This window comes from Streptomyces sp. NBC_00271 (assembly GCF_036178845.1).
Taxonomy (GTDB): domain Bacteria; phylum Actinomycetota; class Actinomycetes; order Streptomycetales; family Streptomycetaceae; genus Streptomyces.
On the sequence record NZ_CP108070.1, the window covers coordinates 11,539,493 to 11,561,496 of the forward strand.

Sequence of the window (22,004 nt, forward strand, 5' to 3'; positions counted from 1 at the left end):
TGTCGAGCAGGGCGCGACGGAGCGCATCAACCAACTCGCCGGGAGTCCCCAGGGGCGACGGTTGGCCGAACAGGCGCGTGGAGCCGCTGCCGACCCGCGTCGCCGGGCCCAAGTCCGACGCCTGCTGGGAAAGCTTTGTGGCCATCGCTGACCGCACTCACCTCATCGAGGAAGGATCGTCATGGAAGGTTCGTCGCTCCGGGCAGTGGGCTGGGCGCGCACGCTGCCCTTGAACAGCGAAGTGAAGACAGCCCGTGACTGGGCGCGTGAGCATTTGGAGGCGCTGGGCTGGTCCACCGCTGCTCCGCAGACGGTGGACGCGGTACTGCTCACTGTCTCGGAGCTGGTGACCAATGCGCACCGGCACGCGCACAGCAGTGCACAGTTGGTGATGACCTGCGACGACCATTGCCTGCATGTCTCGGTGCACGACAAGTCCGGCGACCTGCCGGTTCCTCGCGAGGCCGGCACCGAGAGCCTTGGCGGGCGCGGCATGTTCCTCGTGGACGCCATGGCCGACACATGGGAGGCGCACCCGTGTCCCCACGGGAAGTCGGTCAGCGCATGTTTCCGCGCGCCCGGCGCGAAGGCGCACGAGGTTGACGCGCCGGCGCCGTCAAGACACCAATAGATCTCCGTTGCTGCTCCGGGCGCCCGGCAGCGGTCGCTGTCCACTCGTCCGGGAGAGGTCATGGCGGAGAAGACCGAAGACCTGCAGGCCAACCGGTTCTGCAAGGTGTGTGGTACACCAGCCGGAAACGGGAAACCGTGCGAGCACTGCGAGACTGTCCTGGATGTTCCGGAAGACGCAGGGCGGGTCGAAGACGAAGGCGCGGTCGTACGACGGGACTTCGAGGGACGCGGCGAGCTGTCGGTCCGCAGCTGCGGGAGCTGTTTCCGGATCTCGCATCGCCACAGCGGGTCCTTGAACTGACGCTGGCGGTCGGTCTTCGGGTCAGCTGACGCGTACTTCGACCGTCCACGCCCGCGTCCGCGAGCGGTCCAGGGCGGTGACAGCCTGAACAACATCCTGGACCGCGCCCCACAGCAGGAAGAAATGAAGTGGGTGGGGGTGGGGCCGGCCGGGTGGTGGCGAGGGGATCGGGTGCCTCGGGTGTCCTCGCGCGCGACGGCAGGGCCGCGCGCGTCGCCGGGCAGACAAGGCCGCCCGGCCGAACTCCGCTACCGCGTCGGCGACTTCAAGTGCTGGGCACGCAGCCGGTCCCGCGACCTCCGGCGCCACCGACCTGGACTGAACGGCCCGCTGTGCGGGTGGCATCACTGCCCCCGTGTCCTTGCGCAGCAGGGATGCGGTGCGTCCGGCGCAGAGATCGTGGCTGGCGGCCGGTCGGTGGGTTCGCAGTGCCGGCTGCTGTTTTAGGCGAGTCGGGGTCGCGGTGGTGCAGCTCTACGCCCCCGGACCACGCCCCAAAGCAGGAAGAACAAGGAAGTGGGTGGGTGGACAGGTCCCGGGCGGCGGGCGAGAGGATCGGGCGCCGCCGGTGCTCCTCGCGCGTCGGCCGGGGCCGCCGCGCTGCGCCGCCGTCAGAGCGGCGACGTCGGCGCGCTACCCACGGACAACCCCCTCCACCATGATCAACCAGAAGATCATCCCATCCGGTCAGCCAAACGTGACAGTGCCGGTCGGCGGTTTGGGCGCCGGTGGTGGTGCGGGGGTTGAGGCGGTGGATTTCGTCGATGAGGACGAGTTGGACGTCGGAGGCGGTGTAGGTGTGGCAGACGGCGTCGGTGATCTGGGTCTGGGGCATGCGGGTGGTTGTGGGGATGCCGAGGTAGCGGGCGAATTCGGTGATGAGGGTTTTCGCGGTGGCGCCGGGCGGGACGAGGACGTACGCGACGGGTGCCGAGGCGTGGGCTGATCCGGGCGGGGGAAGCGCGCTGTATCAGGTCCGCGAGCGCAGGATCGAACTCCAGGGCTTCGTTGAAGTCGAACGGGCAGGTGCTGTCTCGTTGTCCGCGGTCATCAGGTGGCTCCTCCGGGCATGGGTACGACGTTGGTGGTGTCCACGGCCCGACGGACGGCCTTGGCGAGGCTGACAGCATCGCCGACGGCCCAGTAGTGGACGAAGAACAGGCGTGGTTCGTCGGTGAGGTTGTGGTGGTGCACCTCGACGAGTTTGACGCCACCGTGCCGCAGGGCCATGAGGGCGGGCTGGACCTCCTGGGCGATCATGACTAGGTCACCGCTGAGGGCGGCCCTTCCGCCGCCGAGCGGCTGGAAGTTGACGGAGGTGGTGGCGCCCAGTCCCGGAGGCAGGATCACAGGGCCGTCGGCGACGGTTTCGCGGCGGACATAGGTGCACTTGTAGATCTCGCCGTCGGTGGTACCCATGACGCCCATGGCGGCGTCGATCGCGGCGGTGTCCAGGTCGACGGGCGGCGAGGATGTGGTGGGTTCGGCGGGCGGAGTGCCGGTGCAGTCGAATGCGGCGCGCAGACCGCGGGCGACGGTGACCGGATCGTGTCCGTGGGCATGCAGATGAACCCACCAGACATCCGGCTCGTGGGCGAGCAGGTGCTTGTGGATGGCGGTCTGCATGATCCCGTGCTCCTGCAGGACGTCACCGAAGTGCTGCAGTTCCCGCTCGGTGACCACGGCGTCGCCCATCAAAAGCGTGCTGTGGTCTGCGTATCGGACGAAGGACACGTGCGAGCCCAGGACGAGCGCGGGGTTGATCCGGATGCCGCGGGAGAAGACTGTGAGGTCCCGGCGCAGCAAGCCCGTGTGGTACATGAACCGCCTTATGTCACCGGGTCGGCCGAGAGCCTCGCCCACGTCCGCCCAATCCGCCAGCTCGGTCATCACCGGTTCGACCAGGGCGCGGTCCTGCGGTCCGGGGGACAGAGCGCGGGCCCCGGCAGGCACACCGGCGAGTACGGGCGCAAGGGCTGCCGCAGCCAGCACGCGGCGCCGGGAGCGGGTGTCCTGCTGTCGCTCGTTATCCATGTCCTATGCCTCCTGGCGCGATGGAAGCACAGGAGACCGCGCGGACCGCTGATCGGCACAGCCACAACCAGCCAGGTGGGCTAACTGACTGCCGCCTATGGACCGCGGCTATGTCGGCGACGGGTGAATCGTGACCCTCTGACGGCGGATCAAAACTGACCCACTTCGTGGTCTTCTGACCAACCTGATCTTGATCGAAGGTCAGGAGAAGAGGGTGATTTCCGTGGAGGACTGGGCAGAGATCCGCAGGCTGCACCGGGCCGAGCAGATGCCGATCCGGGCGATCGCCCGGCAGCTGGGCATCTCGAAGAACACCGTGAAGCGGGCCCTGGCCACGGACCGGCCGCCGGTCTACTCGCGGCCGCCGAAGGGCTCGGCGGTCGACGCGGTCGAGCCGCAGATCCGGGAACTGCTGAAGCAGACCCCGACGATGCCGGCGACCGTGATCGCCGAGCGGATCGGCTGGGAGCGCGGGATGACCGTCCTCAAAGAACGCGTACGCGAGCTGCGGCCGGCCTATCTGCCCGTCGATCCGGTCTCGCGCACGACGTATCAGCCCGGCGAGCTGGCTCAGTGCGACCTGTGGTTCCCGCCCGTCGACATCCCGCTCGGATACGGGCAGAGCGGCCGGCCTCCGGTGCTCGTGATGGTGTCCGGCTACTCGCGGATCATCGCCGCGCGGATGCTGCCCACCCGCACCACCGGCGACCTGATCGACGGGCACTGGAAGCTTCTGACCGGCTGGGATGCAGTGCCGCGGATGCTGGTCTGGGACAACGAGGCCGGGATCGGCCGGGGCAAGGTGACCGGGGACTTCGCTGCGTTCGCGGGCCTGCTCGCCACCCGGATCTATCTCTGCCGGCCTCGCGATCCCGAAGCGAAAGGGCTGGTGGAGAGGGCGAATGGCTATCTGGAGACCAGCTTCCTTCCCGGCCGCACCTTCACCGGGGCCGATGACTTCAACACCCAGCTGACTGCCTGGCTGGCCGTCGCCAACCGGCGCCAGCACCGCACCCTGGGCGCCCGTCCGGTTGACCGGTGGGAGGCCGACCGGGCCCAGATGCTCGCCCTGCCGCCGGTCGACCCGCCACGCTGGTGGCGTTTCGCGACCCGCATCGGCCGCGACCACTACATCCGCGTCGACACCTGCGACTATTCCGTGCACCCCTTGGCCATCGGCAAGAAAGTCCAGGTCCGCACCGACACCGACGAAGTCATCGTCACTCTCACCCCCGGCGGGGCGGAAGTCGCGCGCCATCCGCGGTGCTGGGCCAAGCAGCAGACCATCACCGACCCGGACCATGCCCGCGCCGCCGCCCTCCTGCGCGGCGACTATCGCCACCACCAAGCCTCCCAGGCCCTCGCCGCCCGTGGGCAAAACGCTGCGACAGCCAGTGATCTCGTCGAGGTCGAGCAGCGCCAACTCGACTCCTATGACCGCATGTTCACCCTCATCGAGGGTGGCGGCGGACACGACGAGCCGGAGGTCTCCTGATGCCCGCCACCACCAAGACCGCCGCCGCGGACAAGCCCAGGACGGGCCGTCAGACCGCCGCCGACCTGTCCTTCCTCGCCCGGGCGATGAAGGCCCCGGCCCTGCTGGACGCTGCCGAGCGGCTGGCCGAACGCGCTTTGAAGGAGACCTGGACGCACACCGAGTTCCTCGTCGCCTGTCTCCAGCGGGAGGTCTCCGCCCGTGAGTCCCACGGCGGCGAGGCCCGCATCCGCACCGCCCGCTTCCCCGCGATCAAGACGATCGAGGAACTCGACGTCACCCATCTGCGCGGCATCACTCGCCAACAGCTCGCGCATCTGGGCACGTTGGACTTCATCGCCGCGAAGGAGAACACCGTCTTTCTGGGACCGCCGGGCACCGGGAAGACGCACCTGGCGATCGGGCTCGCGGTCCGCGCCTGCCAGGCCGGTCACCGGGTCGCGTTCGCCACTGCCGCCGAGTGGGTCGACCGCCTGGCCGCAGCCCACCACGCCGGACACCTCCAGACCGAGCTCACCAAACTGTCCCGCTATCCGCTGATCGTGGTCGACGAGGTCGGCTACATCCCCTTCGAAGCCGAGGCCGCGAACCTGTTCTTCCAGCTGGTCTCGAACCGCTATGAGAGAGCGAGCGTGATCGTCACGAGCAACAAGCCCTTCGGACGCTGGGGCGAGGTCTTCGGCGACGAGACCGTGGCCGCCGCCATGATCGACCGCCTCGTCCACCACGCCGAGGTCCACTCTCTCAAAGGCGACTCCTACCGCATGCGCGGACGCCAACTGGGACGCGTCCCCACCGCGACACACGACACCGACTGAACACCGGCAACCAGACCCGGTGGGTCAGAACTCGACCGTCCAAACTGGGTCAGGATTCAGCCGCCGCCGACAGGCTATACAGCAGCTCGCCGCGCGAGCCATTGAGGCCATCCCAGCCAGCGTCTGCCGGACATGCCGTGGCGAAGGGGTCTGCTGCAGGTTTGGGTGACAGGTTCGGTCAGGCGGCCTGGAGGGCCGGTGTGGTCATGACGGTCTCGAATTCGACGGGGGTCAGTCGGCCGAGTGCGGCTTGCCTGCGGCGCCGGTGGTAGGTCCTCTCGATCCAGGTCACGATTGCGATCCGCAGCTCCTCGCGGGTGGCCCACGAGCGGCGGTTGAGGACGTTCTTCTGCAGCAGGCTGAAGACGGACTCCATGGCCGCGTTGTCGCCGGCTGCCCCGACTCTCCCTATCGAGCCGGCCATCCGGTGGCGATCGAGGGCGTGGACGAATTTCCGGGACCGGAACTGCGATCCGCGATCGCTGTGCAGGATGCATCCGTCGACGTGTTCGCGCCGGGCCACTGCGTTGTCCAGGGCGGTCACGGCCAGGCGGGACTTCATCCGGGCGTCGATGGAGTAACCCACGATCCTGTTGCTGAAGACGTGCTTGACCGCACAGAGATTGGCTGTGTGCGTGAGTAGCGACACCGTCTGTCGGTCAGCGGCGGCAGCACCCGCTCTTGCCGGGAAGCGGTATCGCTAAGTTTTGACACCACTTGAGTGCTTGCGGTGGGAGCATCGAAGTGCACCGCGTGGTGAGGGGGCATGGATGCCGCCGAAGTCCAAAGTCGATCTGTACGCGGCGATCCGTCGTGATTCCCGGGCCGGGCTGTCGAACCGGGCTTTGCAGCACAAGTACGGGGTGGGTTTCCGCACGGTGCAGAAGGCTCTGACCTCGGTCTGGCCGGAGCCGCGCAAGAAACTTCCGCCGCGCACGACACGGCTGGACCCTTACAAAGGGCTGGTCGATGAGATGCTGCGGGCGGATCTCACCGCGCCGCGGAAACAGCAGCACACCGCGAAGCGGATCTTCGACCGGCTGGTTGCCGAGCAGGGTGCGGACGACCTCACCTACGGGATCGTGTGCGCGTATGTGGCGGAGCGCCGTGAGGAGATCCGGATCGCGGCAGGCCGTGGCGTCGCGAAGGTGTTCGTGCCCCAGTCCCACCGGCCGGGAGCCGAGGCCGAGGTCGACTTCGGAGACGTGAAGATCCGTCTGGCCGGCGAACAGGTCAAGTGCAGCCTCTTCTCCTTTCGCCTGTCGTACTCCGGCAAGGCGGTGCACCGGGTGTCGGCCTCCGGCGGCCAGGAGGCGTTCTTCGAAGGGCACGTCCACGCTCTTAGCGTGCTGGGCGGGGTGCCGACCGGCAAGGTCCGCTACGACAACCTCAATTCGGCCGTCGCCCAGGTGCTGGGATTCAACCGGGCCCGGGTGGAGACCGAGCGGTGGACCGCGTTCCGTTCGCATTTCGGTATCGATGTCTTCTACTGCCGGCCCGGCATCGAGGGAGCGCACGAGAAGGGCGGGGTGGAGGGGCAGATCGGCTACTTCCGCCGCAACCACTTCGTTCCCGTTCCCGAGGTCGGCTCGCTGGCCGAGCTGAACACGATGGTCGACCGCTGGGACGAGGAGGACGACGCCCGGCGGATCCGCTCCCGCCCGCGGACGGTCGGTGAGTACTTCGCCGCGGAACGGCCGTTGCTGAAGCCGTTGCCGACCGAGCCGTTCGAGACGGGCCGGCTGTTCGCACTGCGGGTGGACCGCTACGGCCAGATCAGCGTCCGCACGAACCACTACTCGGTGCCGGTGCGGCTGATCGGGAGACGGGTGCGGGTGATGCTGCACGCTTCTGAGCTGGTGGTCTATGACGACGGAGTCGAAGTCGCCCGGCATGAACGGCTGATGACCAAGGCCGGGTCGCGTCTGGTGCTGGACCACTACCTGGAGGCGCTGGTCCGCAAACCGGGGGCTCTGCCCGGCTCGACCGCGCTGGAACAGGCCCGCTCGGCAGGGAAGTTCACTCCGGTCCATGACGCGTGGTGGGCGGCGGCCTGCAAGGCCCACGGCGACCGGGACGGCACCCGGGCGTTGATCGAGGTCCTGCTGCTGGGCCGTCACATGCCCCACGAACACCTGGTCGCCGGGCTCGCCGCAGCCTTACGGGCGGGAGCGATGACCTCGGACGCGGTCGCGCTGGAGGCCCGCAAAGCGGCGGAGGCCGACGACACCCCCGCCCCGGCGGTGCTGCCGGAAGGGCCGGAGGCCGACCGGTTCGGGCAGCCGAAGGTCACGTCCCTGACCGAGCGGAGACTCGCGCACCTCCCACCCGACACCCGGCCGCTGCCCTCGGTGGCCGTCTACGACCAGTTACTGCGACGACGCCGACTGGGTGGCCGGCCCCGACCCGAGGGAGAAGAGCCGTGACCGTCAAACGCCACCGTGGCCTGACCGAGCAGGCCGCTGACGCGGCCATCGAGGCATCCTGCAAAGCCCTGCGACTGCCCACGATCCGGGGCCAGTTCACCGACATCGCCGAGGACGCGGCCAAGAGTCAGATGACCTACCGCGAGTTCCTCGCGGAACTGCTGCTGGCCGAGTGCGACGACCGGGCCCGCCGGCGTTCCGAGCGCCGGATCAAGGCCGCCTCATTTCCCCGGGAAAAGTCTCTGCGGCAGTTCGATTTCGACGCCAACCCGAACATCGACCCGGCCGTGATCCACACCCTCGCGTCCTGCGACTGGGTGAAGAAGGGGCTGCCTCTCTGCCTCATAGGAGACTCCGGCACGGGGAAGTCGCACCTGATGATCGCGCTGGGCACCGAGGCCGCGATGGCCGGCTACCGGGTGAAGTACGTCCTGGCCACCAAGCTGGTCAACGAGCTGGTCGAAGCCGCCGACGAGAAGGTCCGGACCAAGACGATCGCCCGCTACGGCCGCGTCGATCTCCTCGCAATCGACGAACTCGGATACATGGAACTCGACAAACGCGGCGCCGAGCTGCTGTTCCAAGTACTGACCGAACGGGAGGAAAAGAACAGCGTCGCCATCGCCTCGAACGAAAGCTTTGGAGGCTGGACAAAAACGTTCACCGATCCCCGGCTCTGCGCGGCCATCGTCGACCGGCTCACGTTCGGCGGGAACATCATCGAGACCGGCACCGACTCCTTCCGCCTCGCCCAGACCCGGGCCAGGGCCGAGCAGGCACACATCGACTGACCGCAGCACCCTGAACCGCCCGAAGACTGATCGTTGTCGCCGAGGACTGATGATCAGTATGTTCGTCTCGCCGAAGGTTGGGACGGTGGGGCCTCAGGGGGTTTGATGCTGGACACGCTGGTGACAACGGCCGCGGGTGCGCTTTCCGCCACAGCGGGCGTGCTGGTCGGCGGCATCGTCACGCGCCGTGCTCAAGATCGTCAGTGGACACGTGATCAACAGCTTGCCGCCTACCAGGAGCTGTTCAGCCACTACGCCAAGTTCACGATGGAACTCAGGCGAGCGCATGGTGAACGGCGCGGCTGGGATTACGACTGGGGTGAATGGAGCGCAGCCCTGATACGCGTAAGCCTGGTCGCCCCCACGGAAGTTGCGGCCGAAATCGACAACTTCAGCCGCGCCATCAACTCCTTCCTGGACCAGGTGGAGCGAGGCGAACGCACCCCGCTGCGTGACCCGCTGAGTCCGGAGGAGTTCGAACAGGCCAGGCAGGCATCCGCCCAAGCGCAGGTGAAGCTGGTCAACGTCATACGACGTTCACTGAGCAGCGATCACAAAGGGCTGCCCTTCGGAATTGGCGGGTAAGACAGCACCCCGCACGGCAGGGTGCTGCTAAAACTCACCAACATTTTCGACCCCTCTGATGGCGAAGTGGTGTCGAGACTCACCGACATGAGCTGCCAGTCGACATCGACAAAGCCAAGAGATACAGCTTGCCTTCGGCGGTGGCGTGTTCGGTGATGTCGGCGAGCCACAGCCGGTTCGGGCCGGTCGCGGTGAAGCTGCGGTTCACGAGATCGTCGTGGACCGGCGGGCCGGCCTTCCTGCCCCGGCCACGCTTCTTGCCGAACACGCTCCACCAGTGGTTGTCCCGGCAGATCCGCCACGCGGTGCGCTCGGCCATGCCCGCCCCGGCACCACGCGCTTCATCGGCCAGGAAGCGGTAGCCGAATTCCGGGTCGTCGCGGTGAGCATCGAACAGTGCGTTCGCGCGATACGCCTCCTCCAGCGCGGCGTCGGCCACCGGTTTGTCGAGCCAGCGATAGTAGGGCTGTCTGGCGAGCTTCAGCACCCGGCACGTCACCGTGACGGGCACCCCGTCCACGGCCAGCTCTTTCACGAGCGGGTAGCTCCTTATCCCGGCAGATCCGCCTGCGACAGATAGGCCGCGGCCCGGCGCAGGACCTCGTTCTCCTGCTCCAGCAGCTTGATCCGCCGACGCGCTTCCCGCAGTTCCGCGCTCTCCTGGCTGGTCACTCCGGGCTTGGACCCGTGGTCGACATCCGCCCGGCGCATCCATTTCCACAACGTCATCGGGTGGACCCCGAAGTCGGTGGCCACCTGCTCGACCGTCACACCCGGGCCGCGGTTCCTCGCGACTCGCACGACGTCCTGGCGGAACTCTTCCGGATAGGGCTTGGGCACAGCGACATCCTTCCCACCCGCCCCACAGGGCAAGCCAGTTCAGATGTCACCCGATCGTGTCCGCCGGACCGCAGGCCGCCCGAGGAGCCCGTGACGCGGCTGGCGGCGCGGGTGCGGCGCGCGAACCGGCTCTACCACGCGGCGGAGTACGGGGCCTTGGCGGTCAGGCTCCCGTCGCTGCTCGCGGACCTCCAGGCGGCGGCCGCGGCGAGCGAGGGGCGTACGCGGCTGCGGGTGCTGCGGCTGCTGGCGGATGCCTACCACCCGGCGTGCACCCTGATGCTCAAGTCGCTCGGCTACACCGATCTGGCCTTCATCGCGGTCACTCGGGCCAGCGAGGCCATCGCCGAGCTCGAGGACCCGGTCTGCACCGCCCTGAGCGGCTTCTTCGCGACGCACATCCTCATGGCGGCCGGGAGTCCGCAGCAGGCCCTGTCCAAGGCGACCGCCACGGTGAACCTGCTGGAGCAGCACCTGGCCCTGCCCCATGCCGAGGCGCTGCTCGGCGAGCTCCACCTGATCTCCGCCACGAGCATCACCAAGGATCCGACCCGGCCAGCTCATGACCGCACCTCCGACGTCCGATCGCACCTGGCCGAGGCGGCGCGTCTGGCGGGCAGGACCATGGAGACGCGCGCTTTCCATCTGAACTTCGGTCCGACGAACGTCAAGATCCACCGTGTCAGCCTCAACGCCGACCTTGGGCACCATGGCGACGCCGTCACGGCGGGCACCGACGTGCACCCCGAGATCATCAAAGCCCCCGGCTGGCAGGCGGCCTACCACTCCGATCTGGGGCGTGCCCTTGTCCACGTCCGTGGGCAGGAGTCGACCGCGGCCGAGCGGTTCCTGCGCGCGGAATTAATCGCCCCCCAGCGGGTCCACGCCAACGCTCTGATTGGCGACTCCGTCAGTTACCTCCTCGGGAAGCGGCTTCCTGCCCACGTGCAGCGAGACCTTTCCGGTCTGGCGCACCGGATGGGCATCAGTCGGTAGCCCTCGGCGAGTCCGCAGGCGGGAAGCTGTCCGCCCTTCCCCTCGGTACTCGCCGTAGCAGCTCAAAACCCCCGATATTGTGCGCTCCCTTCATGGGGTTGTCGTCGCGATGCGCAGTGTTCACAGCTGTGAGCAAGCAGGGGGGTGCCTCCGCCTACGGTCAGGCTCCGGCGTTGCGCAGGGTCTCCGCGCGAAGTCAGGACGCACGACTCCACGGCCTCCGGCTTTCCGGTGCCCGGCTCCGCAGGCGAGAAAGGAAGCTCCGCGTGTTCATCGACATCCCGAGCGCACTCGAAGCCGCTCTGATCGACCGTTCTCTCCCGACGTGGAAGCTGGACGGTTCGTTCCTGGCGCAGTCCACCATGGAGGAGTACCGAACCGCGCTGACGGCCACCCCGCGGTTCGACGAAACCGCCGCGGCGCTGCGCCAGGCACTGACCGGAGAGGACGGCGGATACGCCGTGCTGCGCCTGGGAAACCTCGCCAAGGCGCTGGGGACCGACGACGACCGGTTCCTGCGGCTGGTGACGGGCTTCGCGGCCGAGGTGGCCGTCCCCTTCTCGCCTTTCCCGCGGTGGCCCCTCTGGAAGGACATCGGGGTCAAAGTCGACAAGGACCCCGGCAAGTCCAGCGGCATCGGGTACAACGCGTTCCACATGGACCTGGTGAACGGGACCCTGCCCCCGGACTACACCACGCTCCTGTGCGTCCGCCCCGACCCGCTCGGCGGCGGCCCCAGCATCCTCTCCGACGCCCACGCGGCGGTGGCGCAGCTGTCGGAGAACAGCCGCGCCCTCCTGGCAGAGACGGCCTACCACTACGGGACCTTCTTCGACCTGCACGGCGTCGGCGAGGAGTACAAGCCGTTCCCGATCCTGGCCGGCTCCGACCCGGGCGGGTTCGTCCGGTTCACCGCCAAGATGCTGAAGAGGTCCGAGCTCGGCCAGGCGCACGTCGACGCCGCCAGGGAGCTCGCCGAGGAGCTCGTCCGGGGGCAGATCTCCTTCCCGCTCCAGCCCGGGGACTACCTCATCGTGAACCAGCGTCGCTTCCTGCACGGTCGGGAGGCACTCCACAGCGGTCAGGCCACCGTCCCGGTCGCCGACAGGCGGCTGCTCCTCCAGTTGTTCCTGCGCGCGAGGGTCGGAGCCGGCTCGGCCGTGTAGCCGGCCGACCGTACCGGTGACCCGCCGAGTCCCGCCCTGCGGGTCCAGCTGCCGAGCACGCTGCACGGCCACCGGGCAGGGCCCGGTCGGGCGCCACCGGAAACGGTCGCGCACCGGGCTCCCCGGGCTCGCGAACGGGTGCTAGATGTGCGACTTCCGCACCGAGTGCCATGTCGCCCCGGCCAGAGCCCGCGTCGACCGGAACACCGACAGGTGCTCGTGCTCCCGGTACAGCCGCCAGTTGTGCTCCACCAGCGCCAGCTTGTTCGAGGACAGCGACCCCGCCCGGCCGGCCCTGTAGACCGCCAGCGGTTCCTGCAGACCTCGGGCGGGGTGCCCATCTCTCATGATCGACAGCCACAGCGCGTAGTCCTGACGCTTCGGCATGTCCGGCATCAGCCGTGTGCCCAGCACCGTCCGGTCGTACATGGCAGTCAGGGCCCCGATGTGGTCCTGCACCAGCATGTCGCGGTACGTCACGCGCTCCCGTGCCGCGATCACCCGCCCGTTCGGCGTGAAGTCGCAAGCCTCACCGGTGTAGTCGCCAGCGACCTTGTAGTAGGAGGTGAACGTCAGTGGGGCATCGCCGGCGGTGGCGAACGCGAGCTGCCGCTCGACCTTGCCGGGCAGCCACATGTCGTCGCTGTCCAGGAACGCCACGTACTCCCCGCGCGCTCGCGCCAGGGCGAGGTTGCGGGCCCTGGCCGCGCCGCCCTGCTCGGGCGCCGCCTGCGGGCGCACACGCTCGTCCTGGCGGGCCAGGTCCTGCAGCAGGTCCATGGAGCCGTCGGTGGACGCGTCGTCGGTGACCTGCAGCTCCACGTCGGGGTGGGTCTGCGCGAGCACGGAGCGCACCGACGCGCCGAGCGTCGCCGCCGAGTTGTGCACGGGCATCACGACAGACACGAGCGGCACGGCTCTCCTCCCAGCACGACCAGCAATGACGGCGTCCAGCACGGATTGTATTCGAGCGCCCTCGCAGCCGAAGGAGCAGTTCATGAAGGTCATCATCGCCGGGCAGGGCTATGTCGGGCTGCCGCTCGCCGTGCGCGCCGCCGAGGTGGGTCATCGCGTCGTCGGCTACGACGTGGACCTGCACCGTATCGAGCAGCTCACGGACGGTGAGTCGTACGTGGGGGACGTGGCCTCCTCCCGGCTCCGCGCGGTCCTGGACACCGGGGACTACTCCGTGACCGCCGACGCTGCCGCGCTGGCCGGCTTCGACATCGCGGTGATCACCGTGCCGACCCCGCTGCGGGACGGGGTGCCCGACCTGACCTACGTCGAGTCCTGCGCCCGGACGCTGGGCGAGCGCCTTCGCCCCGGCGCGACGGTGGTCCTGGAGTCCACGACCTTCCCCGGCACCACCGAGGAACTGTTGCTGCCGATCCTGGAGAAGGCGTCGGGCCTCAAAGGCGGGGTGGGCTTCCTGGCCGGATTCAGTCCCGAGCGGATCGCTCCGGGGAACAAGAGGTGGTCGTTCGACGGGACGCCGAAATTGGTGTCCGGAATCGACGCCAGATCACTCGACGCGATCAAGGGTTTCTACGACGGCATCTTTCAGACCACGGTTCCGGTGTCCGGGACCAGGGTCGCCGAGATGGCCAAGCTGATCGAGAACATCTTCCGGTTCGTCAACATCTCCATGGTCAACGAGATGGCGATGCTGGCCGCTTCCCTCGGCGTGAACATCTGGGAGGCGATCGACGCCGCGGCGACCAAGCCCTTCGGATTCACGCGGTTCACCCCGGGGCCGGGAGTCGGCGGGCAATGCCTGCCCGTCGACCCGTTGTTCCTCTCCTGGAAGGTCCAGCAGGAGCTCGGCGTCCCTTTCCGATTCGTGGAACTCGCCGACGACGTGAACCGCCACATGCCCGACTACGTCGTCCGGCGTCTTGCGGAAGCACTCGACAATCGCCGCATGACCATCAACGGATCCCGGATCCTGCTGCTCGGCCTGACCTACAAATACAACGCCACCGACCTTCGCAATCCACCTTCGGCACGTGTCGCCGAACTTCTCATCAACCTCGGCGCCGAGGTCCGGGGCGCCGACCCCAACATCCCGGACGGCGACGACACCAAGCTGAACTTGCCCCGGGTGGATGCGAGCCCGGAGGAGGTCGCGGCCTCCGATGCCGTGGTGCTTCTCATGGACCACACCCGATTCGACCTCGCGATGATCGAGAAGAACGCGCCCTACGTTCTCGACTGCCGAAACCGCCTGTCCGGACCGAACGTAGAAACTCTTTAGCTTCTCGAAATCCCCCCGCCACGCTGCCGATCTTCCATCCCCAGGAGTTCTCTTGCACGACGAATGGGAACACGCCCACACGGACTACACCATGCCCGCGCAGCGTCAAATCCCAGCCTCGCTGGCCGAAAGCGAGAGCGACTGGCGCCACTACCTGGAATGCTCAACCCCCAACGGCTGGCTGATACGACACAACGCCATGACCGAAGCGCTCGTCAGCGGAAAGCCGATGTACCTGTTGCACACCACCAAGGACATCAACGCCATCCGCACCAGTCGGCAGTTACACGTCTCCACCGGATGCCTGGTCGGGGCCCTGTACTGCTCGCCTCTCGCCCGTCAGCGCGAGGGTCTGCGCCCACACAACCTCGGCGCCTACCTGATGCGGACGAAGCCTTCCACCAAGCCCATGGTCTTCGAGGTCACCCCGGATGCCCCGATCCGGCCCAAGGGCGTCGACTACCTGCATCTCGGCACCATCCACTTGCGTACCTACCTGCGCTACCAGAGCTTCCTCACCCCGGCCGAGAACGACCAGCTCGACCGCGCCGTGCTGGCCGGGCTGCGCGCCGCGGCCGTGTTCCTCGACGTCGCCCTGCGCAACGCCGCCGGCCATGCCACTCCGGCACCCGAGTTCATCGACCAGTTGTCCGCCGCCGTGGCCCACGTGCCGTTCCTCGGCTACCTGTACTTCGAGGTGCTGTCCGAATACCTGATGCTCCACTCCGTTACTCCGGAGACCAAGACCTACGCCCAGGCGGGAGAGCTGAACAACTGGCTCTACAAGGGACTCGCCTTCGCCGCTGTGGACGGCATGGAGCAATTGTTCGACCTGGCCCGTTTCAATCCGCGCCATCACCGGCTCGTCCAGCTCATCGAAGGCATAGAACCGGCTCTCAGCCCAGGAGTCGCCGAGTACGTCCGGCAACGACTGTCCCACTTGTTCGCCCGGACCGCGCTGCACCCGTCCCAGGACGCGGCATCGGTCACCTTGCAGGGCGTCGATCTCAGCACGCTCCGGAAAGCCGCGCCCGGACTGATCGGCCAGATGATCTTCCGCGAGATCCGGTACATGCCCCGCTACCAGCAGCTGTACCACTGCTTCGAGAAAGCCAAGGCGCTGGAGGCATGGGACTACTGGAACAACGAGGGGATACCCACCCCCTTCAATGGAATCCTCCCCAAGGGAGAGATAGGGATAAATCCCGTCTACCCCCGATCGGCAGTCAGAGTATGGACGGCAGAACTGGACGGTAAGGGCTATTTGCATCCGGCCGATGAGGTCACAGCTGTCTTCACGCCGCACCTGGCGTCGTGGTGGGTACCACCCCGCCAGCGCGAGATGCAGAACGACACCGATGATTCACGATTCGAGGCCCTGGGAGCCCGATCCCCGGTTCCACCCCAACGGCCATCCATGAATGGACTTTCCGCATGACCGCCCAGCTCCTGAACATCCTGACCGGCATCAACCGCACTGCCGCGCCTTCGTCCGGGAGCATGATCCTCGTCAACGACCTCTACGGCGCGATGCCTGAAATCCACACGACTTTCCTGGGCAGGGCGCCGGTCGATCAGGCTTGGGAGGCTGCGTTTGATCAGCTGATCAACCTCTCCACGACGAAACGCCCCCACGGCCCGGACTTCGACCCCTACGTTGACGAGTTGACGGGTGAGGTCCGTGCGCTCATCGAGAAGATCCAGCCGAATGCCATTCACGCCCAGTACCTCGGGTTTGCTCTCAGCCTGGCGTTCACCCGAGCCGCAGGCAACATCCCGATCATCGCCATCGCCCACGGCCCCGACGTGATGGTTGCCGAACGCAGCGCATCGGAACGCGAGGGCCTGAATGAAGTTGCTGCCGCAAGCGCCGCGATCGTCGCCCCGACCTCCGCCCTCGCCGACCGCATCGACCGTCTCACCGGACGCCGATTCACCGATCGACTCACCGTCATCCCGTGGGGCATCCCTTTGAGTGATGCCCGGGTACGCGATCAACCGCCTACCGGAACCGGACCGCTATCGTTGGTGCACGCCGGTCGACTGGACGACAACAAGTCCACGATCACCGCAGCCGACGCCCTCGCTTTAACCGATCAGCCGCACCACTTGACCGTGATCGGCGACGGAATCCTACGGGAGCATCTGGAACAGCGAGCCATTGAACTCGGGCTCCGGGACCGGGTTCATTTTGATCCGTTCCTGCCCCGCGCCGAACTGTGGCGCCGCCTGCCGAACTTCGACACCTTCGTCTTCACGACCAGGGGTCTGGAGGCCTTCGGGCTCGTCCTCATTGAGGCCCAAGCGCACGGACTTCCGGTTGCCTACTCCGATCTTCCCGGTGTGAGGGAAATCCTCGGAAGCGCTGGCGTTCCCTATACTCCTGGCGACCCGCGATCGCTGGCCGTGGCCCTAGTAGGGCTTGGTCAGGTCGGTTGTGGTGGTGCGTGTCCTGTCGGCCCGGTGTGGCGTTGAGAGTGTGTGACTCCGGACGAGATTGCTGTGGTGCGTGGTGAGTTGGAGACTTTCGCGGCGGAGGTGTTCGAGCCGTTCGCGCGCAAGGATCAGCGCCGGTGGGGGCAGGTTTATCTGCGGGGGCTGCTGACCGGCGGGCAGCGTAAGTCGGTCGAGCCGATGGCCGCCCGGCTCGGGGAGGACGGCAATCGTCAGGCACTGGCCAACTTCATCACCACCAGCCCCTGGGACCCGGCACATATCCGGGCCCAGCTCGCCTGGCGGATGGAGAAGGTGATCGGGCCGGAAGCCCTGGTCTTCGACGACACCGGGTTCCTCAAGGACGGGACTGCCTCGGCATGCGTGTCGCGGCAGTACACCGGCACCGCGGGCAAGGTCACCAACTGCCAGGTCGGCGTCTCACTCCACCTCGCGTCCGACCACGCCTCGGCGGCGGTCAACTGGCGGCTGTTCCTGCCCCGGACCTGGGATCCCGCCTCACCGAAGGCCGATGCGGACAAGATCGCCCGCCGCAGCGCCTGCGGCATCCCGGACGATGTCGGGCATGTGGAGAAGTGGCAGCTGGCCCTGGACATGCTCGACGAGACCCGCTCGTGGGGGATCGAGGTGCCGCTGGCCGTCGCGGACGCCGGATACGGCGACGCCGCCGCGTTCCGGCACGGGCTGCAGGCCCACGGCCTGAACTACGTGGTGGGGATCTCCACCACGCTGTCGGCTCAGCCCGCCGGCGCGGTGCCGGTGGCCGAGCCGTACTCCGGGACCGGACGCCCGCCGGTGGCCAAGTATCCCGACAAGCCGCGGCCGGTGAAGGAGCTGGTCATCGCGGCGGGGCGGAAGGCGGCTCGGCCGGTGCAGTGGCGGGAGGGCTCCCGGCCTGGCACCGGCCGCTCGGGCCGCAAGCGGATGTACTCCCGCTTCGTGGCCTTGCGCATCCGGCCTGCCGGACGCGAGGTCCGCCAGAACGCCGACGGCCCGGAACTGCCCGTGTGCTGGCTGCTGGCCGAATGGCCCGCCGGTGAGAGCGAGCCGGTGCAGTACTGGCTGTCCGACCTGCCCTCCGGCATGCCTGTGACCACACTGGTCCGGCTCGCCAAACTCCGCTGGCGCATCGAGCACGACTACCGGGAGATGAAGCAGGCCCTGGGACTTGCCCACTTCGAGGGCCGGACCTGGAACGGCTGGCACCACCACGTCACCCTCGTCTCCGTCGCGCACGCCTTCTGCACCCTGCAACGACTGGCCCGGGCCCCAAAAGACCCAGCGCCGGCCTGAGCCTCTACCAAGTCGTCCGCGAGCTACAGACACTCCTCGCCCTCTGGACCGGTGCCTGCCCCACCTGCAACCGCAACATACCCACACCGATACGAACCTGACCAAGCCCTACTAGACGAGATGGGCCGGGACTTCCACCGGCGCAAGGCCCTGAACAAGGCGGCTCTCAATAACGCGCGCCGATACGACATCACTACCACCGGCCGCCAGCTTCGCGAACTGACGCTCCGCGTTTTCTCCTAAGGGCTGTCCCGCAATGATCTTGCGGAGTGGCGTTGCAGGCGGTTGCCGACTGGTCGTGGCTCAGCGCAGGCCGGTCGCCCATGCAGTGAGTGCGGCGAAGTCGTCGCTGGTAAGGCCGCATCGAGGGTCGACCCGGTGCAGTAGGGCGGGACCGCTGTGATGCTCCTCCACCCAGGCGCGATCCGCCTCGGTGATCTCGTCATCGACCCAGGCGAACGCCCGGCCTCTCGCCCACGCGACGATCTCCGGCGTCTTCCAGAACGCACCGTCCCCGGGCTCGGCCCGCGGCGAGGGCCAGGCGATGAAGGGCAGCTCGGGCAATTCCAGGACCGGTGCGACGAAAGTGTTGGCTTCTTCCTCCCACGTCGTCGCCCACACCAGATCGAAGGGGAGCGCCTCCAATGCCGGTCCGTGAGTCGGGTTGAGCCACACCCGCAGCGGTTTCACCGGCTTGTTCGGTAGTCCCCACTCGGCCAGCCGGTGACGCTCGGCGGCCTCCCAGCGGGGCGTGAGAAGCCGGTGCGTCTGGTACCCCTCGGGCCGTCGACATGGCTTCGCGGCATACGGATTCAGCGGTCCGTCCACGTCGACCAACCGCACTGGGCGCACCCAGCCCACCCCCTCTGCTTCCGTCTCGCACGGTACCGGCCGATGACGAGACCACCCAGCGAAATACCCTGGCCGGGGTGTCCCTACCGGTGTTCGGGGTTCTCGTAGTCGCGGCGGCAGCCGGCGTCCCAGGCGGTGCGCTGGTTGCCGTAGGCGGGAATGCCACCGAGGTCCTTCAATGCCCGGGCCAGGTGCAGCAGGTTCCAGGTCATGAAGGTGGTGTTGCGGTTGGTGAAGTCGTTCTCCGGGCCGCCCGAGCCGGGGTCGAGGTACGAGGGGCCGGGGCCCGCCTCGCCGATCCATCCGGCGTCCGCCTGGGGAGGGATGGTGTAGCCGAGGTGCTGCAGGCTGTAGAGGACGTTCATGGCGCAGTGCTTGACGCCGTCCTCGTTGCCGGTGATCAGGCAGCCGCCGACCCGTCCGTAATAGGCGTACTGTCCGGCCTCGTTGAGCAGGCTGGAGCAGGCGTAGAGGCGTTCGATCACCTGCTTCATCACGGAACTGTTGTCGCCCAGCCAGATGGGGCCGGCCAGCACGAGGATGTCGGCCGCCAGGACCTGCTGGTACAGGCCAGGCCAGGCGTCCGTCTCCCAGCCGTGTTTCGTCATGTCGGGCCAGACGCCGGTGGCGATGTCGTAGTCGGCGGCCCGGAGGACTTCCACATGCACGTCCTGCGCGTCCAGGATGGCGGCGCTGTGGTCGATCAGGCCCTGGGTGTTGCTCGTCTCTGGCGAGCGTTTGAGGGTGCAGTTGATCACCAGAGCACGCAGGTCGTCGTAGCGGGCCGGCGGTGCGTCGGTGGCGGGCGACGAAGCGGTCACACGGTCCTCCCAGAACCTTTGCGCAGCACGATGCTCGGCGGCGCGCGTCCACATCCGGCTCCAGCTTGCGGGGAGCCTGCGGCAGCCGCCATCACAGTGCCGCCGAACGGCCTCGGAATGCTTGATGCATCGGTATCCGCACGGCCGCCACGGGCGGCGGTCGATGAGTGGCCGGGGTCGGTGGGCGTGCCTACGTTCGTCTCATGGGCAGCGAAGGCGCGACCGGGTCGCGGAACACGGCAGCAGTGGAGGACGTCGCGCACCTGTTGGTGCGTTGTCTGCGGGCCGAGGGCGTGGAGTACGTCTTCGGGATTCCCGGTGAGGAGAACATCCGCTTCGTCGACGCCCTGAACGGTTCCGGGATCCGGTACGTCCTGGTGCGCCACGAGCAGGCCGCCTCGTTCATGGCGGAGATCTACGGGCGGCTGACTGGCCGGGCCGGGGTGTGCTCGGCCACGCTGGGGCCCGGCGCGATCAATCTGCTGCTCGGCACCGCCGACGCCATGACCAACAGCGCGCCGATGGTGGCCCTGGCCGCGCAGGGGTCGCTGCGGCGTACCCACAAGGAGTCGCACCAGGTCATCGACCTGGTGTCGATGTTCGCTCCCGTCACCCAGTGGGCGGCCCAGATCGAGTGTCCGGACGCGGTACCGGAGATGACACGCAAAGCGTTCAAGACCGCGCAGAGCGAACGCCCCGGCGCCGTGTTCCTGGCGGTGCCGGAGGACATCGAAGCAGAGCGTCCGGCCGAGCCGCTGGGACCCTTGCAGATCGACGCGGTGCGCGCCGACGCGCCGTCCTCCTCCCAGATCGCGCGGGCGGTCGAGGTGCTCACCACCGCACGGCACCCCGTCGTGCTGGCGGGCCACGGTGCTACCAGAGCCGGGGCCTCGGCCGCCCTGGTGCGGTTCGCCGAGCGACTGAACATCCCGGTCGCGACCACGTTCCACGGCAAGGGCGTCTTCCCCGACGATCATTCGAACGCTCTCGGCGCGATCGGCTTCATGCGCCACGATTACGGCAACTTCGGCTTCGACGCGGCCGACGTACTGATCTGCGTGGGCTACGAGATCCAGGAGTTCGACCCGGTCAAGATCAACCCGAACGGCGACAAGCGGATCCTTCACGTGCACCGCTTCCCCGCCGAGGTGGACGCCCACTACCCGGTGACAGTGGGCGTCAAAGGGGACCCCTCACAGGCGCTGGACGCACTGGCGGCAGCACTGCCCGACGGGCTCACCTTCGACTCGGGAAGCAGCGAGAAGATCCGTAGTCTGCTCGACGAAGAACTCCAGTACGGACGCGACAATGACGCGTTCCCCCTGGTGCCGCAGCGCGTGGTCACCGATGTCCGCACCGCGCTGGACCGCCACGACATCGTGCTCGCCGACACCGGCGCCGGAAAGATGTGGATGGCACGCCTCTACCCCACCTACGAACCGGACACCTGTCTGGTCTCCAACGGCCTGTCCACCATGGGGTTCTCACTGCCAGGCGCGATCGCAGCCAAGCTCGCCCGGCCGGACCGACGCGTCCTGGCGATGATGGGCGACGGCTCGTTCCTGATGAACTCGCAGGAACTGGAGACCGCCGTCCGCGAACGCGTCCCGCTGGTCGTCCTCGTCCTGGTGGACGAGGAATACGGTCTGATCACCTGGAAGATGGAACTCGAACTCGGCCGCCACAGCCACACCCGGTTCACCAACCCGAACCTGGTCGCCTACGCCGAAAGCTTCGGCGCACACGGCTACGCGATCGAGTCCGCCGACCAACTGCTCCCCGTGCTGCGCCGCGCCCTCGACGACGACACGGTCTCCGTGATCGCCTGCCCGGTCGACTACTCCGAGAATCTGCGTCTGACCGACAGACTCGGTAGCCTCCACGGTCCGTTCTGACCCGAAGCGTATGACTCGGCGCAGTGCGGGCAGGACCACCCGGTATGCAGCGTCTGGCGGCGGCCTCTGGACTGTCGCCGCCGGCTTCGGCGTCCAGCACTGAGACTCGGGTTGACGCTGGCGGCCGTACGCGACCTGCGCGAGTTCCGTGGTCCGGTCTCGGCGCAGGCGCGGCCGGGTGCCCTCTGGATCCTGTCACGCAGCGTGGCCCACGGCCTCACTGTGGGTCAGCCGATGCCGGTGACCTGGAGTGCGGTGGTCCACACACACCCCGCCAGAAGCGGTGCCCCCGAATACGCACGTCATGAATCCGCGCCTGCCTTCTTGACGGTGCAGCCCAGGCAGGCGTG

Annotated in this window: 19 protein-coding genes and 2 pseudogenes; 13 read left to right on the forward strand and 8 right to left on the reverse strand. The window is 67.8% G+C overall.

Annotation, left to right across the window (positions count from 1 at the left end):
* The first annotated feature begins 181 nt into the window (after window positions 1-181).
* Window positions 182-631, forward strand: coding sequence for an ATP-binding protein (locus OG798_RS52780; protein ID WP_121413315.1), 450 nt, complete (start codon window positions 182-184; stop codon window positions 629-631).
* Between the two features lie 1,012 nt (window positions 632-1,643).
* Here OG798_RS52780 and OG798_RS52785 read toward each other — a convergent pair.
* Together OG798_RS52785 and OG798_RS52790 are read right to left on the reverse strand one after the other, a co-directional pair.
* Window positions 1,644-1,868, reverse strand: a pseudogene (locus tag OG798_RS52785) (TniB family NTP-binding protein); the annotation flags it as partial.
* 116 nt (window positions 1,869-1,984) lie between these two features.
* On the reverse strand, window positions 1,985-2,968 hold the full coding sequence (locus OG798_RS52790) for a DUF1259 domain-containing protein (protein WP_121413313.1): 984 nt from the start codon (window positions 2,966-2,968) through the stop codon (window positions 1,985-1,987).
* A gap of 214 nt (window positions 2,969-3,182) precedes the next feature.
* Between OG798_RS52790 and istA (OG798_RS52795) the strand changes: the two genes are divergently transcribed.
* Both istA (OG798_RS52795) and istB (OG798_RS52800) read left to right on the forward strand, forming a co-directional pair.
* A complete protein-coding gene (gene istA / locus OG798_RS52795; RefSeq protein ID WP_328755811.1) occupies window positions 3,183-4,463 on the forward strand; it encodes an IS21 family transposase in 1,281 nt (426 codons plus the stop codon).
* A complete protein-coding gene (istB, locus tag OG798_RS52800) occupies window positions 4,463-5,281 on the forward strand; it encodes an IS21-like element helper ATPase IstB (protein WP_328755810.1) in 819 nt (272 codons plus the stop codon). The genes istA (OG798_RS52795) and istB (OG798_RS52800) overlap by 1 nt, the downstream gene beginning before the upstream one ends.
* A gap of 178 nt (window positions 5,282-5,459) precedes the next feature.
* Here the strand turns inward: istB (OG798_RS52800) and OG798_RS52805 are convergent.
* A pseudogene (locus OG798_RS52805) lies at window positions 5,460-5,903 on the reverse strand (transposase); the annotation flags it as partial.
* Between the two features lie 148 nt (window positions 5,904-6,051).
* Between OG798_RS52805 and istA (OG798_RS52810) the strand changes: the two are divergent.
* The 3 genes from istA (OG798_RS52810) (at window position 6,052) to OG798_RS52820 (ending at window position 9,083) form a co-directional block, all read left to right on the forward strand.
* Window positions 6,052-7,707, forward strand: coding sequence for an IS21 family transposase (gene istA / locus OG798_RS52810; protein ID WP_328759915.1), 1,656 nt, complete (start codon window positions 6,052-6,054; stop codon window positions 7,705-7,707).
* Window positions 7,704-8,498, forward strand: coding sequence for an IS21-like element helper ATPase IstB (istB, locus tag OG798_RS52815; RefSeq protein ID WP_328759916.1), 795 nt, complete (start codon window positions 7,704-7,706; stop codon window positions 8,496-8,498). Before istA (OG798_RS52810) ends, istB (OG798_RS52815) begins: the two co-directional genes overlap by 4 nt.
* Window positions 8,499-8,603: 105 nt before the next feature.
* A complete protein-coding gene (locus tag OG798_RS52820) occupies window positions 8,604-9,083 on the forward strand; it encodes a hypothetical protein (protein ID WP_328759917.1) in 480 nt (159 codons plus the stop codon).
* Between the two features lie 79 nt (window positions 9,084-9,162).
* Here OG798_RS52820 and OG798_RS52825 read toward each other — a convergent pair whose 3' ends face one another.
* Both OG798_RS52825 and OG798_RS52830 read right to left on the reverse strand, forming a co-directional pair.
* A complete protein-coding gene (locus OG798_RS52825; RefSeq protein WP_183126852.1) occupies window positions 9,163-9,618 on the reverse strand; it encodes a hypothetical protein in 456 nt (151 codons plus the stop codon).
* A 14-nt stretch (window positions 9,619-9,632) separates the two neighbouring features.
* Window positions 9,633-9,923, reverse strand: a complete 291-nt coding sequence (locus tag OG798_RS52830) for a transposase (protein WP_328759918.1) — start codon at window positions 9,921-9,923, stop codon at window positions 9,633-9,635.
* A 90-nt stretch (window positions 9,924-10,013) separates the two neighbouring features.
* On the opposite strand from OG798_RS52830, the gene OG798_RS52835 reads away from it, so the two are divergent.
* Together OG798_RS52835 and OG798_RS52840 are read left to right on the forward strand one after the other, a co-directional pair.
* Complete coding sequence (locus tag OG798_RS52835) at window positions 10,014-10,919, forward strand: transcriptional regulator (protein ID WP_328759919.1); 906 nt, start codon at window positions 10,014-10,016, stop codon at window positions 10,917-10,919.
* 266 nt (window positions 10,920-11,185) lie between these two features.
* Complete coding sequence (locus OG798_RS52840) at window positions 11,186-12,085, forward strand: TauD/TfdA family dioxygenase (RefSeq protein WP_328759920.1); 900 nt, start codon at window positions 11,186-11,188, stop codon at window positions 12,083-12,085.
* Window positions 12,086-12,226: 141 nt separating this feature from the next.
* On the opposite strand, the gene OG798_RS52845 is transcribed toward OG798_RS52840, so the two are convergent.
* Window positions 12,227-13,000 carry a glycosyltransferase family 2 protein gene (locus OG798_RS52845; protein WP_328759921.1) on the reverse strand — a complete coding sequence of 258 codons (774 nt, stop codon included), beginning with the start codon at window positions 12,998-13,000 and terminating at the stop codon, window positions 12,227-12,229.
* Window positions 13,001-13,082: 82 nt separating this feature from the next.
* Between OG798_RS52845 and OG798_RS52850 the strand changes: the two genes are divergently transcribed.
* The 4 genes from OG798_RS52850 to OG798_RS52865 all read left to right on the forward strand — a co-directional run bounded on the left by OG798_RS52850 (window position 13,083) and on the right by OG798_RS52865 (window position 18,086).
* On the forward strand, window positions 13,083-14,339 hold the full coding sequence (locus OG798_RS52850; RefSeq protein WP_328760214.1) for a nucleotide sugar dehydrogenase: 1,257 nt from the start codon (window positions 13,083-13,085) through the stop codon (window positions 14,337-14,339).
* A 91-nt stretch (window positions 14,340-14,430) separates the two neighbouring features.
* Window positions 14,431-15,777 (forward strand): hypothetical protein, encoded by a 1,347-nt coding sequence (locus tag OG798_RS52855; RefSeq protein WP_328759922.1) that lies wholly within the window; start codon window positions 14,431-14,433, stop codon window positions 15,775-15,777.
* Entirely contained in the window at window positions 15,774-16,814 is a 1,041-nt protein-coding gene (locus OG798_RS52860) for a glycosyltransferase family 4 protein (protein WP_328759923.1), read from the forward strand. The genes OG798_RS52855 and OG798_RS52860 overlap by 4 nt, the downstream gene beginning before the upstream one ends.
* Before the next feature lie 6 nt (window positions 16,815-16,820).
* Window positions 16,821-18,086, forward strand: a complete 1,266-nt coding sequence (locus OG798_RS52865) for an IS701 family transposase (protein ID WP_328759924.1) — start codon at window positions 16,821-16,823, stop codon at window positions 18,084-18,086.
* Window positions 18,087-18,389: 303 nt separating this feature from the next.
* Here the strand turns inward: OG798_RS52865 and OG798_RS52870 are convergent, their stop codons facing one another.
* On the reverse strand, window positions 18,390-18,929 hold the full coding sequence (locus tag OG798_RS52870) for a hypothetical protein (RefSeq protein WP_328760215.1): 540 nt from the start codon (window positions 18,927-18,929) through the stop codon (window positions 18,390-18,392).
* A 92-nt stretch (window positions 18,930-19,021) separates the two neighbouring features.
* Complete coding sequence (locus OG798_RS52875; protein WP_121413302.1) at window positions 19,022-19,759, reverse strand: flavodoxin family protein; 738 nt, start codon at window positions 19,757-19,759, stop codon at window positions 19,022-19,024.
* 203 nt (window positions 19,760-19,962) lie between these two features.
* Between OG798_RS52875 and OG798_RS52880 the strand changes: the two genes are divergently transcribed.
* Window positions 19,963-21,654 (forward strand): acetolactate synthase large subunit, encoded by a 1,692-nt coding sequence (locus OG798_RS52880; protein WP_121413301.1) that lies wholly within the window; start codon window positions 19,963-19,965, stop codon window positions 21,652-21,654.
* Window positions 21,655-22,004 lie beyond the last annotated feature (350 nt).